The organism is Pseudoalteromonas shioyasakiensis (assembly GCA_013391845.1).
GTDB classification, from domain to species: Bacteria; Pseudomonadota; Gammaproteobacteria; order Enterobacterales; family Alteromonadaceae; genus Pseudoalteromonas; species Pseudoalteromonas apostichopi.
Genome location: CP058414.1, coordinates 741,456 through 755,185 on the forward strand (window position 1 = coordinate 741,456; position 13,730 = coordinate 755,185).

General features: G+C 41.8%; 12 protein-coding genes. 9 read left to right on the top strand and 3 right to left on the bottom strand.

What is annotated here, in order from left to right:
- Positions 1 to 20: 20 nt before the first annotated feature.
- The gene (locus tag HYD28_03355) at positions 21 to 1,622 is read left to right on the top strand and encodes a methyl-accepting chemotaxis protein (GenBank protein ID QLE08081.1); all 1,602 of its coding nucleotides are present in this window, start codon (positions 21 to 23) and stop codon (positions 1,620 to 1,622) included.
- A gap of 56 nt (positions 1,623 to 1,678) precedes the next feature.
- Here HYD28_03355 and speE read toward each other — a convergent pair whose 3' ends face one another.
- Positions 1,679 to 2,542, bottom strand: coding sequence for a polyamine aminopropyltransferase (gene speE, locus HYD28_03360; GenBank protein ID QLE08082.1), 864 nt, complete (start codon positions 2,540 to 2,542; stop codon positions 1,679 to 1,681).
- A gap of 197 nt (positions 2,543 to 2,739) precedes the next feature.
- On the opposite strand from speE, the gene speA reads away from it, so the two are divergent.
- The 4 genes from speA to HYD28_03380 are packed head-to-tail and all read left to right on the top strand — an operon-like array spanning position 2,740 to position 7,719.
- Positions 2,740 to 4,620, top strand: a complete 1,881-nt coding sequence (gene speA, locus HYD28_03365; protein QLE08083.1) for a biosynthetic arginine decarboxylase — start codon at positions 2,740 to 2,742, stop codon at positions 4,618 to 4,620.
- A 21-nt stretch (positions 4,621 to 4,641) separates the two neighbouring features.
- Entirely contained in the window at positions 4,642 to 5,520 is an 879-nt protein-coding gene (locus tag HYD28_03370) for an acyltransferase (protein QLE08084.1), read from the top strand.
- Between the two features lie 28 nt (positions 5,521 to 5,548).
- Positions 5,549 to 6,472: a 1-acyl-sn-glycerol-3-phosphate acyltransferase gene (locus HYD28_03375; protein QLE08085.1), complete on the top strand. Its 924-nt coding sequence runs from the start codon at positions 5,549 to 5,551 to the stop codon at positions 6,470 to 6,472.
- Entirely contained in the window at positions 6,469 to 7,719 is a 1,251-nt protein-coding gene (locus tag HYD28_03380) for a mechanosensitive ion channel family protein (protein QLE08086.1), read from the top strand. The genes HYD28_03375 and HYD28_03380 overlap by 4 nt, the downstream gene beginning before the upstream one ends.
- On the opposite strand, the gene chrA is transcribed toward HYD28_03380, so the two are convergent.
- A complete protein-coding gene (gene chrA / locus HYD28_03385; protein ID QLE08087.1) occupies positions 7,716 to 8,852 on the bottom strand; it encodes a chromate efflux transporter in 1,137 nt (378 codons plus the stop codon). The two genes, HYD28_03380 and chrA, sit on opposite strands and share 4 nt — an antisense overlap.
- Before the next feature lie 33 nt (positions 8,853 to 8,885).
- Between chrA and HYD28_03390 the strand changes: the two genes are divergently transcribed.
- Together HYD28_03390 and HYD28_03395 are read left to right on the top strand one after the other, a co-directional pair.
- The gene (locus tag HYD28_03390; GenBank protein ID QLE08088.1) at positions 8,886 to 9,755 is read left to right on the top strand and encodes an amino acid ABC transporter substrate-binding protein; all 870 of its coding nucleotides are present in this window, start codon (positions 8,886 to 8,888) and stop codon (positions 9,753 to 9,755) included.
- An 80-nt stretch (positions 9,756 to 9,835) separates the two neighbouring features.
- The gene (locus tag HYD28_03395; protein QLE08089.1) at positions 9,836 to 10,468 is read left to right on the top strand and encodes an OmpA family protein; all 633 of its coding nucleotides are present in this window, start codon (positions 9,836 to 9,838) and stop codon (positions 10,466 to 10,468) included.
- Positions 10,469 to 10,693: 225 nt separating this feature from the next.
- Here the strand turns inward: HYD28_03395 and HYD28_03400 are convergent, their stop codons facing one another.
- Entirely contained in the window at positions 10,694 to 12,466 is a 1,773-nt protein-coding gene (locus tag HYD28_03400; protein ID QLE08090.1) for an ATP-binding cassette domain-containing protein, read from the bottom strand.
- Positions 12,467 to 12,543: 77 nt separating this feature from the next.
- Between HYD28_03400 and HYD28_03405 the strand changes: the two genes are divergently transcribed.
- Entirely contained in the window at positions 12,544 to 12,948 is a 405-nt protein-coding gene (locus HYD28_03405; protein ID QLE08091.1) for a DUF3224 domain-containing protein, read from the top strand.
- Between the two features lie 39 nt (positions 12,949 to 12,987).
- Positions 12,988 to 13,605: a LysE family translocator gene (locus tag HYD28_03410; GenBank protein ID QLE08092.1), complete on the top strand. Its 618-nt coding sequence runs from the start codon at positions 12,988 to 12,990 to the stop codon at positions 13,603 to 13,605.
- Positions 13,606 to 13,730 lie beyond the last annotated feature (125 nt).

Sequence of the window (13,730 nt, forward strand, 5' to 3'; positions counted from 1 at the left end):
AATTTGAATTGGGATAATGTATGAAGTTACAAAGCATTCGCGTCAAAAGCTCTTTACCAATTGTGCTACTTGGCATTGCTGTCGTCATTTTAATTGCCGGCTATACCTATCTAATTAACCTTCAAAAAGAAGCGATTGATGCACAGTCAGAACGTTTCTTAAATGCGGTTTCTGTGGTTGTTAATGCTGACCGAGACCTGTACCAAGCTAAAGTGGCAGAGTTGCATCTTGTTACTCAAATGAAAGGTGATAAAGAGCAACTAACAGATCACCAAGAAAATGCCGAGCAAGTTAAAGAACGATTTAAGCAATATCTATCTTATATGTCGCCATACTCTGAGATTACGAGTCAATTCCGTAACTTTGATAGCGCATTTGATGCATGGTACACAGCATCAACAAGTTACATAAATAACCCTGCTGATGCTTCGCAAAGACAAGCTGCAGAGCAATCCTTTTCGGCACTACGTGATATTTTAGATAAAGCCGGTGAAGCGGCAGATAAAACCTCTCAAGCAGAAACAGAAAAGCTGATGGATAAAGTAATGGGCTTTAAAGTGATGCTTATGCTGATGATTGCAGTTGTTCTGGCAGTTGCTGGTTGGTTTAGTTATTTTGTGCCACGCCAGCTTACAAAACAAATTAACTTTGTCACAGAACGAATTAATGAAATTGCCTCTGGAGATGGAGATTTAACAGGTCGTATTAATGTTAAAACGCAAGATGAATTTGCTGAGTTGGCTACTGCATTCAACCGCTTTTTAGATAACTTACAACAGTTAATCAAAGATATTTTAGAACAAGCGAAAGAGCTACATAATCTTGGTAATGATTTAGACAACTTTGCTAATCAAAACCACCAAGTAAATCAAAAGCTCAGCCAAGCGTCTGAGTCGATAGTCAGTGCTGTACACGAAATGAGTGTAGCAAGTCGCGAAGTGGCCAATGTGGCGCAAAACTCATCTCATGAAGCCGATAATTCACAACAGCTAGCTAAACAAGGCTTAGCTGCGGTTGATAATTCAAGCCGTAAAATTATTGCGCTGTCAGACAACATGGAGCATGCCAGCCAGCGTTCAACAGAATTGCAGCAAAGCTCAGACAACATCGCCAAAGTGCTTGAAGTAATTCGAGCAATAGCTGAACAAACAAATTTGCTTGCTCTGAATGCTGCAATTGAAGCCGCGCGCGCCGGTGAGCAAGGTCGCGGTTTTGCGGTCGTTGCTGATGAGGTTCGTACCCTAGCAACTCGCACACAAGAAAGTACTAATGACATTCAAACTATGGTTGAACAGTTTGCTACAAGCGTTGAGCAGTCACTGCAAGCTATTAATAGTGGTAAGCGCTATGCCGATGAAGCGGTTGAGTCATTTACACAAACCAATGATGTGCTTAACTCAATGCAAGAGTCATCAGTTAAGGTAAATGATATGGCAATGCAGACAGCGCAAGCGACGGAAGAGCAAACTGCTGTGGCAGATGAAATTAGCCAAAATTTATCAGACTTAAACGATCAAACCCAACAAGGGGGCGGCTTAGCAAGTTCAACACAAGAAGTAGCTAATCGTATGAACCAACTCACTGATGAGCTCAATCATTTAGTAAATCGATTTAAAGTCTAATCATAAGCCAACAAAAAAGGGCTCAATGAGCCCTTTTTTACATCTAGCTAAAACGCTTACTTTTTCTCAAAAGCACGCTTCATATAATTTGGTGTCGCTAATGCGCCGTGGTGAATACCTGCATTATAGTACTCTGTGCTTTGCGCCAGTGTATTTGCATCATCTTCACGAAACCCTGCAAACGATTCAGATTTACGAGCAAGGGTTACTGACCATAAGCCACTTGGGTAAATTGGCTGTGGGAAAGGCAGAGTTTGTAGATCAACAAAGCCCACTTCTGTCATCGCATCGCGCATTTCTACTAATAGTGGCATATGCATAAGTGGTGATTCACTTTGCTGAATTAAGATACCGCCAGGGCGAAGTGCAGTTAAACAGCTCGTATAGAAAGCATGGTTGAATAAACCTTCGCCTGGACCAACAGGATCTGTACCATCGACAATCACTACATCGATTGATTCAGGGGCTGCTTCACGCATGTACTTGATGCCGTCGTCAAACATCACTGTAGCGCGAGGATCTTGATTTGATTCACATAGCTCAGGGAAGTATTTTAGTGACATTTGTGTCACGACTTCATCGATATCAATTTGTGTTACGCTTTCAACACCTGGGTGCTTTAATACTTCGCGCAATGTACCGCAGTCACCACCACCAATGATCACAACATTTTTTGGATTTGGGTGTGCAAGCAATGCCGGATGGCTGATCATCTCGTGATAAAAAAAGTTTTCACGGCTACTTACCATAGTACAACCGTCAATAATCATCAGATTACCGAAATCAGTTGTCTCGTACATTTCTACTTTTTGAAATGGCGACTGTTGTTCATCAAGCTTTTTAGTAATGCGTAGTGAAAAGGCACTACCATCACGGTCACTAATTTCAGTGAACCAGTTGTTTTGATCTAAATTAGCCATCTTGCTCATACACTTTTGGTTAATGGTAAAAAAGGGGGCAATTTTGCCAGTGCTTGACCAATTGCTCAATCAAATTTTAATCAGTATAGCGAATATTTTTTATCACTTTGGCATATAGCGCAATTTTTGTTAGCGTGGTCAGCCCTAGCGTATTAAAATGTGCGTTTATATTTAATGAAATTACAGAAGATATTGCCATGACTTGGGGTTTAGACAAAGCACGCGATACATACAATGTTGCTCACTGGAGTGACGGTTACTTTGACATTAACGCGCAAGGTGAGCTGGTGGCTTACCCTGATGGTGATCAAACTAAAGCTGCGGTGTCTTTATCTGAACTGACCGAGCAATTCAAAAAGCAAGGTCTTACTTTACCTGTACTAGTACGCTTTACTGACATTCTACAAAATCGTGTTGATACTCTGACGAGTGCTTTTACCAAAGCGTGTAACACCCGTGAATATCAAGGTAGTTATACTTGTGTTTATCCAATTAAGGTTAATCAACAGCGCTCTGTTGTGAGTAAACTACTCGCTCATCCAAGTGGTTTAGTGGGCCTTGAGGCCGGCTCAAAGCCTGAGCTTATGGCGATTTTAGGTGTAGCGAAAGAGCCAATTACCATTGTATGTAATGGCTACAAAGACAGTGAATTTTTGCGCTTGGCCTGTATTGGTCAAGGCATGGGGCACAAGGTTCACATTGTTGTTGAAAAACTCTCTGAACTGACTACCTTGTTAGCTGAAATTGATGACTTAGGAATTGAGCCATCAATCGGTATCCGTATTCGCTTAAACTCGGTAGGTAAAGGTAAATGGCAAAATACCGGTGGTGAAAAAGGCAAGTTTGGTTTAACTGCAGGCCAAGTACTTTCTGCGGTTGAGCTACTTAAGTCGCGTAATAAACTTCATTTAATGCAACTAGTGCATTTCCATATTGGCTCTCAGATTGCCAATATCCGTGATATTCATCGGGCACTGCGTGAATGTGCTCGCCATTTTGCTGAGTTAACGCAGTTAGGCGTGCCACTTAATACAGTTGATGTAGGTGGCGGTTTAGGTGTTGATTATGAAGGGTCTGGTTCACGTAGTTCGTGTTCAATGAACTACAGTGTTGATGAATATGCACGTAATGTAGTGAATGCGTTTGCTGAAGTGTGCCAACAACATGACCTTAAACACCCAGCCATTATTACCGAATCAGGTCGTGCGTTAACAGCGCATCATGCGGTATTAATTACTGATGTTATCGATGTCGAGCGTGCGCCAAATCATGAAAACCCAACAGCGCCTGAGGCCGGTAGCGTATTGGTACTAGATGAAATGTGGCAGTGTTTACAGCGTTTAACACCGCGTATGGCGCTGGAAATTTATCATGATGCAATGCATCTATTTAGTGAAGCTCATGATCAGTATGTGCATGGCTTACTCACTATGCTTGAATGGGCGAAGCTTGAGCAGCTGTATTTCACCATTTTACACCGCGTTCGAGCATCCCTCAGCGAAAATGCCCGTGCCCACCGTGAAGTGTTAGATGATTTAAACGAAAAACTGGCCGACAAGCTATTCGTTAATTTCTCATTATTCCAATCACTGCCTGATGTTTGGGGTATTCAGCAATTATTCCCTGTGATGCCTGTTGAAAACCTACACCAGCCGTTAACGCAACGCGCTATTATTCAAGACATTACCTGTGACTCTGATGGACAAATTCGTAACTATGTTGAAGGTACCGGCATTGAGAGCAGCTTACCTATACCTGAGTACAAGCAAGGCCAGCAATATCACATTGCGATGTTCTTAGTGGGCGCGTATCAAGAAATTTTAGGTGATTTACATAACCTATTCGGCGACACAGATTCAGTGCATGTTGAACTTACTGAAGCTGGTTATCAGCTGACTAACGCGATTAAAGGTGACAGCGTTAAGGACGTATTAAAGTTTGTTGATTATGATAGTGACATTCTTGCTGAAAACTTTGCAAAACGGGTTAACTCACTGGCAATTGATGAGCAATCTAAGGCACAATATTTGTCAGAACTAAATGCTGGCCTTTCTGGCTACACGTATTTTGAAGATTAAGCATTAAAGGAATAAGTAGTAATGTCCATGATCCGTTGTGTGTTCAGTTTTTTATTCTACACCCTCAATACACTTTTTTGGTTCGTGCCCATCTTTATTTGTGGCGTGATTAAACTGATCCCAATTAAACCTCTGCAAAAATTAATGAGTTGGGTTGCTAAGCAATGCGCCACTATGTGGGTGAGTTGTAACAGTATTAACCAAAACTTATTTGCTTCTTATAAGCTAAACGTAACCGGACTTGAGCAGCTCAAAGCAAAAGATTGGTACTTGGTGATCGCTAATCATCAAAGCTGGGTAGATATTGTCGTAATGCAACGCGTGTTTAATCGCCGCATTCCTTTTTTAAACTTTTTCTTAAAAAAAGAACTAATTTACGTGCCTTTCTTAGGTCTTGCGTGGTGGGCATTAGATTTTCCCTTTATGACTCGCACTAGCAAATCACAATTAAAGAAAAACCCTAAATTACGTGGCAAGGACTTAGAAACAACGCGCAAAGCTTGCGAAAAGTTCAAAGAAATGCCGGTAAGTATCGTTAACTTTGTTGAAGGCACACGTTTTACTGCCGAAAAACATTCACGCCAAAACAGCCCTTTTGAACACTTGTTAAAGCCAAAAGCGGGCGGGGTTGCGTTTGTTATGCAAGCTATGGGTGAACAAATTTCAAAAGTGGTCAATGTAACCATTCATTATCCTGATGGTATTCCGAGCTTTGTTGATTTTGCCAGTGGTCGTGTTACGCAAGTTGATTTGCGAGTAGAAGTGATGGAAGTGAGCCCTAATTTAATCGGTGATTACACCGGTGATGCTGACTTTAGAGTTAACTTTCAAGCTGAGTTAAATCGCATTTGGAATGAAAAAAATCAGCAGCTAGCCGAGTTAGAAGCAAAAACGCAGTAGTATTGCTAACGCAGTCGAGAGCACATATATGTTAAAGAAATTTTTACCAAATTGGTTAACAGGCATCCTAGTCAGCATTGTTTTGTTTGCTAATGTGATTATTTGGGGCACGCTAGTGCTGCTGTTCGGTGTGCTTAAATTATTACTACCGTTTAAAGTGGTTAGCGATATTCTCCATGTAGCTTATCGTGGTTGGTGCAAAGGTAACCGTTTCGCTTTGTGGTTAGGTTGCCCAACGATTGATATCGATATTAAAGGCAATATCAGTAAAGATGGTTGGTACTTACTTATTTCTAATCATATGAGTTGGCTCGACATTGTTGTGTTAAGTGCGATTGATGTGTTACCTGCGCCAAAATTCTTCTTAAAAGACGAGCTGAAGTATGTGCCGTTCATTGGCACCGGCGCTTGGGCTATGGGTATGCCTTTTATGAAGCGCGTTAGCAAAGCGCAGCTGGCAAAAAATCCCAAGCTGAAAGGACTTGATGTAGAGCGTACCAAACGCAGTTGCCGCGATTTTCGTAATCACCCAACGACTATAATTAACTTTGTTGAAGGCACTCGCTTTACTTGTCAAAAACACAGTAAACAGAATAGCCCGTTTACTTACCTCTTAAAGCCAAAAGCGGGTGGTACTGCATTTGCCCTTGAGGTATTAGGTGAGCAGTTTGATGCATTATTAAATACCTCGATTATTTACCAGGGGGAAGGCGAGCATATTTGCCGAAATCTGATGCGTGGTCGTCTTAATGTCATAAAAGTTGAGATGCATGTGCAAGCAATTAGCGCAGATATGATTGGTGATTATCAGCATGACAGAGCTTTTAGAACAGCTTTTCAACAACATATTAATGAGTTATGGTTGCAAAAAGACGCTCAGCTACTAACTTATCATCAAGCCCAGCAAGCTGAGTACCTTGCCAACATCAATAAAGAGGTTGAAGCGCCATGAAGCAAACTCACCTGCAAGAATTGGTGATGCCTTGGTTTGAATCAATGCCAGACGCGACGCTGTTAAGCGCATTAACGGCGACAGCTATCGGCGTTGGCTCATTACTAATAATCTATACGTTTACCCGCCGCCTGCTACTGCCGGGCATCCAAAAGGTTGTTACTCGTCTTTCACCAGAGCGCATTGGCGCGCTGACACCTATGCTCAATAAGCTCAATCGTCGCTTTGCTGGAGCATTGTGTTGCGTTCTTTATTTGGCAACTTTTGATTACGTATATCCTGTCCATGATGTTGCCTCGTTGGTCCTTAAAACCGTGGGGCAAGTTGCCCTGATCATTTATGGTGGTTTCATTTTAAGTAGTGTGGTGAGTATTGCAGGTGGTATTTATAACCAACTTGACTTTGCCCGTGATATTCCGATTCAGGGTTTGATACAGGTAGTAAAACTTATCACTTTTATGGTTTGTGCCATCCTTATTGTGAGCATTTTACTAGAGAAGTCACCGACATATATTCTCTCAGGTTTTGGTGCGATAGCTGCGGTCACCTTACTGGTGTTCAAAGATACTATTTTGGGTTTTGTAGCCAGTATACAAATTGCAGCTAATCGTTTAGTGACCTATGGTGATTGGATCCAAGTGGATAGCTATGGCGCAGACGGTGAGGTTATCGACCTTGGCTTAAATACCGTAAAAGTACGAAACTGGGATAACACCATTACAACTATCCCAACTTATATGCTGGTTGCTGGATCATTTAAAAACTGGCGAGGTATGCAAGAGTCAGGTGGTCGTCGTATCAAGCGTGCTTTAAATATTGATATGAATAGTATACGTTTAGTCGATGATGCGTTTCGTGAACAAATTGATGCTGCTATCCCACTTAATGATTATATTCGTGTTTCAAGCTTGCCTGATCCGGTGACAAACCTTGGTTTATTCCGTCGTTATGCTGAAGGTTACTTAAAACAGCACGAAAAAATTAATCGTGATTTAACCCTAATGGTGCGTGAGTTACAACCGATGAATCATGGTTTACCCATTGAGTTTTACTGCTTTAGTGAAGATAAGCGCTGGATTTCGTATGAGCACTTGCAAGCAGAGATTATGGATCATCTACTTGCTGTGTTGCCTATATTTGGACTTAGACCTTATCAAAGTGTTACTGGGCAGTTAAGTACAAGCGAATCCCAAACAGGGCTAAAACCAAGTATCAAGGTTGCTAACACTGTGCGTGAAAAAGCTTAAAACTGACTAATCAGTACGCTAATAGCAATAAATCCTAACAATAGCCACCAAATTGGTGGCTTTGCTATTCTTAGCCAAGTAAATGCCGCAATAACTAAAGCTACTTGCCACAGATTTTGCACGGCCGATTGCCAAATAGGTGAATAAAGGGCGGCAGCTAAAAAGCCTACCACGGCGGCATTTAATGCTGAAATACTGCCTGCAAAGCGAGGCTTATCAGCAAGTTGTAGCCAGCTTTTCATAAAAGCTAACATCAATAAAAATCCCGGCAAGAAAATCATGATGGTCGCGACAATTGCACCTATAAGTGGCGTATTTGGAGACACTTGTGCGCCTAGGTATGTTGCTATGGTAAACATTGGTCCTGGAATGGCCTGAGCACTGGCATAAGCAGATAAAAACTGCTCGGTTTCAAGACTCGGCACACCAGCATGTAAAATGGGTAATACAACATGGCCGCCGCCAAAGACCATAGCGCCTGTTTGGTAAAATGGGGCAAACAAAGAGAACCACTCGCCTAAAGGTAAAAAGCTCATCAGTAACAAGGCGGTAAATAAACCAAGCGGTAACCAAGCAATTTTCACAGGTTTATGTTCTTGGTTCTCTGGAAGTTTAAGCTGAGGATAAAACCAACCTATGGCTGCAGCCGCAATAAGTACTAAAATTTGACTTGATAACTGTGAAAATACAATCAGCGCAACAGTACTCAGTACTGCTATGAGTTTATGTAAGTGGCTTTTGCAAAAGCTCATTGCCATGCTGTAGGTTGCATCGGCAACGATCACTACAGCAAATAGTTTAAGTCCAGCAATGACTGCAAAGTAAATATCACCAAATTGGTGAGCACTGAGAGCCAGAAAAAACATGATTAAAAATGAGGGCAGGGTAAAGCCTACAAAAGCACAAAGACCTCCCAGTAGCCCACCTTTTTCAACCCCCATTGCAAAGCTAACTTGGCTCGACCCCGGGCCTGGTAACGCTTGGCTCAGGCTAATTAGTTGAGCATAACGTTCTGCTGAAAGCCATTTTAAATTATCAACAAAGTGGCGCTTAAAATAACCAAGGTGAGCTGCAGGACCACCAAAGCTCATACAGCCTAATAAAAAGAATTGTTTAAAGATGATGAATAACATTACTTTTGCCGTTCCAGGGTGAATGTTTCTATTATGACAAAATTGTATGACATTTTTGTGGTTTTTATGACACAAGGCCGTCTACAATATAGAGAACGAGTGAACGTAGTTATGAGTATCACTATGAAACGCTATATTACCTGTTTATTGTTATCGCTATGCAGCAGCTTTGCACTTGCAACTTCTTTTGAGAAGGTTGTGGTGGCTGTTGATCATGCGCCTCCTTATGGCATGGTCACTGAAGATGGTAAAGTGAGCGGCGCGATTGTTGATATTATGCGTGAGGTGCGGCGTACTTTACCAATCAAACTTGAGTATGTTGCTTGCCCGTTTTCTCGTTGTCTGAAAATGCTCGAACAAAATGAACTAGATGTGATGGGCGGACTCATTCGCACCAAAGCGCGTGAACAAAAAATGCAGTTTCTCACCCCTCCATACATGATGTTGTCGTCTTCTTTTGTGTTTTATGCAAGAACTGATAGCGAGCTTGAAATAAATAGCTATCAAGATTTAGCCGGTAAACGTATTGCTGTAATGCGAGGTGCAGCACACTTTCCTCGTTTCGATAACGATAAAACACTTATAAAAGTTGAGGCTTTAAGTGAAAATAATGCATTTGAAATGCTATTAAAAAATCGTGTTGAGCTAGTGATTGCTGTTGAGAGCACAGCTGATCATGCCTCTGTATTTCTGCAGCGACCTTCACAAGAAATCGTAAAAATGCCGTATCGCCATAAAGATGTCATATATGGTCACATTGCGTTAAGTAAACAATTCGCACGCTCAGATTTGGCCGAAAAAATTCAAGAGCGCCTCAATACGTTAGTCCTCAATGGCCGCTTAACAGAATTGGTCAAAAGATATAACTTACCTCCGATTACTACTGTAACACTTGATAAGTAACCCACTCTTCATCGTTTGTTCATAGAAACTCATTCATAATTGTTAACAATTCAATTTGAATAATTGCCATGGAGAGACACATGACTTTTACAAAATCAGTTTTAACAGTGGGCGTTTTAGCCGTTCTTTTAACAGGTTGTGAGACAACTAATACAGGTAAAGGCGCTGCGATTGGCGCCGCAACAGGTGCAGTACTAGGTAAAGCAACAGGTGATCACGACGATAAACGTATCTTCATTGGTGCAGCTATTGGTGCATTAGCTGGTGCAGCCGTTGGCGATTATATGGATAAGCAAGAAGAAGCATTTCGCGATGAGCTAGCGGGCTCTGGTGTTGAAGTGGTTCGTGAAGGCGATAATATCCGTCTGGTCATGCCATCAAACATTACTTTTGCGACAGATCAGTCATATATTTCATCAGGTTTCCACAGCACGCTAGACGCGATTGCTAACGTGATGAATAAGTACGAAAAAACGTATTTAAGTGTTGAAGGTCATACAGATAGCACAGGTAAAGATAGCTACAATATGACGTTGTCTCAGCAGCGTGCACAAAGCGTAAAAGATTACCTAGTTAATCATCAGATCATGTCTGCGCGCATTAGCACAAAAGGTTATGGTGAAACGCGTCCTGTAGCGAGCAATGACTCAGCAAATGGTCGTGCTTTAAACCGTCGCGTAGAAATTCAGATCGTACCAAATACACAAGGTTAGATTTTATACCAATCCGCAATAATACTTAATCATTTTGAGGGATTAAACCTGTCGCTAACTGCGTTAAAAATTTCTGATTTAGAACAACTAAATAACGAAATTTTTGCCTTGTTATCAACGAGGTTTTATTGCCTCAAAATAGACTACTTAATTAAGCTAATTGGTATTACATCTAAAGTTGTGGTCAGGTTTGATATGCCCTTTCAAACCTGACATTCCTCTTTTTTAATCTCGATTAAACTGTAATTCGCACAATTGTTTATACAATGGGTTAGTCTCAAACAATTGCTGATGTGTACCAGTTGCAATTATTTCCCCTTTATCCATTACAACAATTACATCGGCATGTTTAACCGTTGCTAAACGATGGGCAATAATGAGTGTTGTTCTGTCTTTCATTAGATGCTTTAACGCAGCTTGAACATGAAACTCACTTTGTGCATCGAGTGCACTGGTTGCTTCATCAAGCAATAAGATAGCTGGGTCTTTTAATATTGCTCGCGCGAGGACTATGCGTTGTTTTTGCCCACCAGAAAGCCTGACACCTTGCTCCCCTAAAAAGCTGTGATAGCCATCAGGTAGTTGATTAATAAACTCATCGGCATGGGCATATTTAGCCGCAGCATATACTTGTTCGTCGGTGGCGCTTGGGTTGCCATAGCGTATGTTATGCATTACGTCCGAGCTAAATAAAATAGGGTTTTGTGCCACCATACCCATTTGCTGGCGTAAGCAATCAAGGGAAAGCGCTTTTATGTCAATGCCTGCCAGCGAAATACTTCCTGAACTTGGGTCGTAAAAACGTTGCAGTAACTCAAACAGTGTGGTTTTACCAGCGCCTGACGGGCCAACTATAGCGACAGTTTGCCCCCGCTTTACCTGTAAATTCAGTGTATTTAAAGCGGCTTTATCAGGCCTTGAAGGGTAATGGAAAGACACATCATTAAATTGGATAGCAGGGTGGGTGAGCTTGTTTGCTTCAAATTGTGCATCGTTATTCGTATCCGGATTTTGGATCATGCTTTCAACGGCTAGTAGCTCTAACAATCGTGCTGCTGCCCCTGCGGCTCTTTGTAGTTCCCCATATACTTCTGCAACTGTTGCTACAGACATGGCCACCATAATTGCGTAAAACACGAAAGCGCCTAGTTCACCACCTGTCATGGTGCCAGCTAATACGTCACTGCCGCCAACCCAAAGCATCACACTAATGGCACTAAAGGTTAGGAATATAACCGCAGCAATTAAAAACGAGCGCTGTTTGATGCGGCTCTTAGCTACTTGAAACGCTTTGTTTGTCTCTTCGCTAAATGCCGCTTTTTCACGCTCTTCATGGCTATAACTTTGCACGACTTTGATATTTTGAATGATCTCACCTGCATAGGTGCTGATATCGGCAATAGCATCTTGGCTGGAACTTGCGAGCTTTCGTACTTTGCGACCAAAAATCATCATCGGTAGTAATACCACAGGCACGCAGGCAACAACCACAAGGGTTAGCTTTAAGTTGGTGATAAGTAGCATAGCTAGACCACCAATGAGCATTAAGCTACTGCGTAGTGCCATTGAAAAAGATGAGCCGATGATAGATTGCAACAAGGTGGTATCGGTGGTGAGACGCGACATTAGCTCGCCGCTGCGGTTTTCTTCAAAGTAGCTGGGGTGCAACGTAACAATACGATCAAACACAGCTTTACGCATATCGTTACTGACTCGCTCGCCAATCCACGACATTAAATAAAAGCGACAGAAAGTACCTACCGCTAATAAGCTAATCAAACCAATCAGTGCCATTACTGCTTGTTGAAGCTGAGCTTGTGAGCCAGCAATAAAGCCATGATCAATAACAAATTTAACGCCTTGCCCAAGTGATAAGTTCACACCAGCGGTGAGCAACAAGGCGCCAAGCGCTGCAAACACCACCCATTTATAGGGTTTTATAAAAGCTAAAATTGGTAACAGGCTGCTAAATGCCGCCTTTTCTTTATTGTTAGGCATGCTAGATTCTTATTGGTGAATAGGGTATAGATATGGTTATCAACGCTCTAAAAATCAACAGTTATTAAGGGATTAGTATGGAATCTACAACGATCAGTGGTCAATTCAGCGTAAAATTAAACCCAATTGGCGGATATGCCACAGGCCAAGATGGCGTTAATTTAGGACGCATGTCGATTGATAAACAGTTCTCAGGCCCATTAGAGGCAACAAGCCAAGGCGAAATGCTCAGTGCCATGACTGCAACTCAAGGCAGTGCAGGCTATGTAGCAATTGAGCAAGTTGTTGGTAGCTTAGAAGGTAAGCAAGGTAGTTTTGTACTGCAACATTTTGGCACTATGGATAAAGGGACTGACCGATTAACTTTAGAAGTGGTGCCTGACTCCGGTGCTGGAGAGCTTGAAGGTATTTCAGGTAAAATGGCAATTCGAATTGAATCGGGTATTCATTATTATGACTTTGAATACCAACTGATGGACTAACATTACATCAGTTTTATTGTTAATAGAGAATAAAGAATAATGACACTAACTGAGTGGTTGAGTTTAGTTTTAATTTGCGTGATGGGTGCTATGTCTCCGGGGCCAAGTTTAGCTGTGGTTTTAAAGCACAGTCTACATGGAGGTGTGAAGAACGGCATGTTAGCGGCGTTAAGCCATGGTATTGGGGTTGGTTTTTATGCGTGTGCCTCGTTACTTGGCTTAGGCGCGCTGATGACTCAGTTACCAACGCTTTATCAAGTGCTGGTCTATGGCGGTGCAGCATATCTCGCCTATTTGGGGATTCGTATTCTGTTAGCTAAACCTAGCCCGCAAACACTGAATGTTGAGCAGACTAAGCCAAGTCCTCGCATCGCTTTGCAAGATGGTTTTGCCATTGCTTTTTTAAATCCAAAGCTTGCGGTATTCTTTCTAGCCCTATTTTCGCAGTTTATTGACCCAGAGAATCTGACTTTGCAAGTCGGGTTGATCATGTGTTTAACCGTGTTTGTACTCGATACAGGCTGGTATCTACTTGTTGCACTGTTAACCGAAATATCAAAAAAGCGTTTTGGTTTTACTAAGGCGAATCCATGGTTTGAAAAATTGCTAGGGGTAATTTTTATTACCTTAGCAGTTCGCGTCGTTATTACCCTATAAATCTCTCTTTGTTGCGATTACACCACTAATAAAAAGGGAGGTGATCGCAGCTCTCCCCAGTAAGCTCCTATTGCATACGTATTCATCACACAATATTCACCTTTTGGTTACACTTTATTGGTTGT

Excerpts from the sequence above, each read along its gene's own strand:
- HYD28_03355 (QLE08081.1), top strand. The coding sequence starts at position 21 with ATGAAGTTACAAAGCATTCGCGTCAAAAGCTCTTTACCAATTGTGCTA.
- speE (QLE08082.1), bottom strand. The coding sequence starts at position 2,542 with ATGGCTAATTTAGATCAAAACAACTGGTTCACTGAAATTAGTGACCGT.
- speA (QLE08083.1), top strand. The coding sequence starts at position 2,740 with ATGACTTGGGGTTTAGACAAAGCACGCGATACATACAATGTTGCTCAC.
- HYD28_03370 (QLE08084.1), top strand. The coding sequence starts at position 4,642 with ATGTCCATGATCCGTTGTGTGTTCAGTTTTTTATTCTACACCCTCAAT.
- HYD28_03375 (QLE08085.1), top strand. The coding sequence starts at position 5,549 with ATGTTAAAGAAATTTTTACCAAATTGGTTAACAGGCATCCTAGTCAGC.
- HYD28_03380 (QLE08086.1), top strand. The coding sequence starts at position 6,469 with ATGAAGCAAACTCACCTGCAAGAATTGGTGATGCCTTGGTTTGAATCA.
- chrA (QLE08087.1), bottom strand. The coding sequence starts at position 8,852 with ATGTTATTCATCATCTTTAAACAATTCTTTTTATTAGGCTGTATGAGC.
- HYD28_03390 (QLE08088.1), top strand. The coding sequence starts at position 8,886 with ATGACAAAATTGTATGACATTTTTGTGGTTTTTATGACACAAGGCCGT.
- HYD28_03395 (QLE08089.1), top strand. The coding sequence starts at position 9,836 with ATGACTTTTACAAAATCAGTTTTAACAGTGGGCGTTTTAGCCGTTCTT.
- HYD28_03400 (QLE08090.1), bottom strand. The coding sequence starts at position 12,466 with ATGCCTAACAATAAAGAAAAGGCGGCATTTAGCAGCCTGTTACCAATT.
- HYD28_03405 (QLE08091.1), top strand. The coding sequence starts at position 12,544 with ATGGAATCTACAACGATCAGTGGTCAATTCAGCGTAAAATTAAACCCA.
- HYD28_03410 (QLE08092.1), top strand. The coding sequence starts at position 12,988 with ATGACACTAACTGAGTGGTTGAGTTTAGTTTTAATTTGCGTGATGGGT.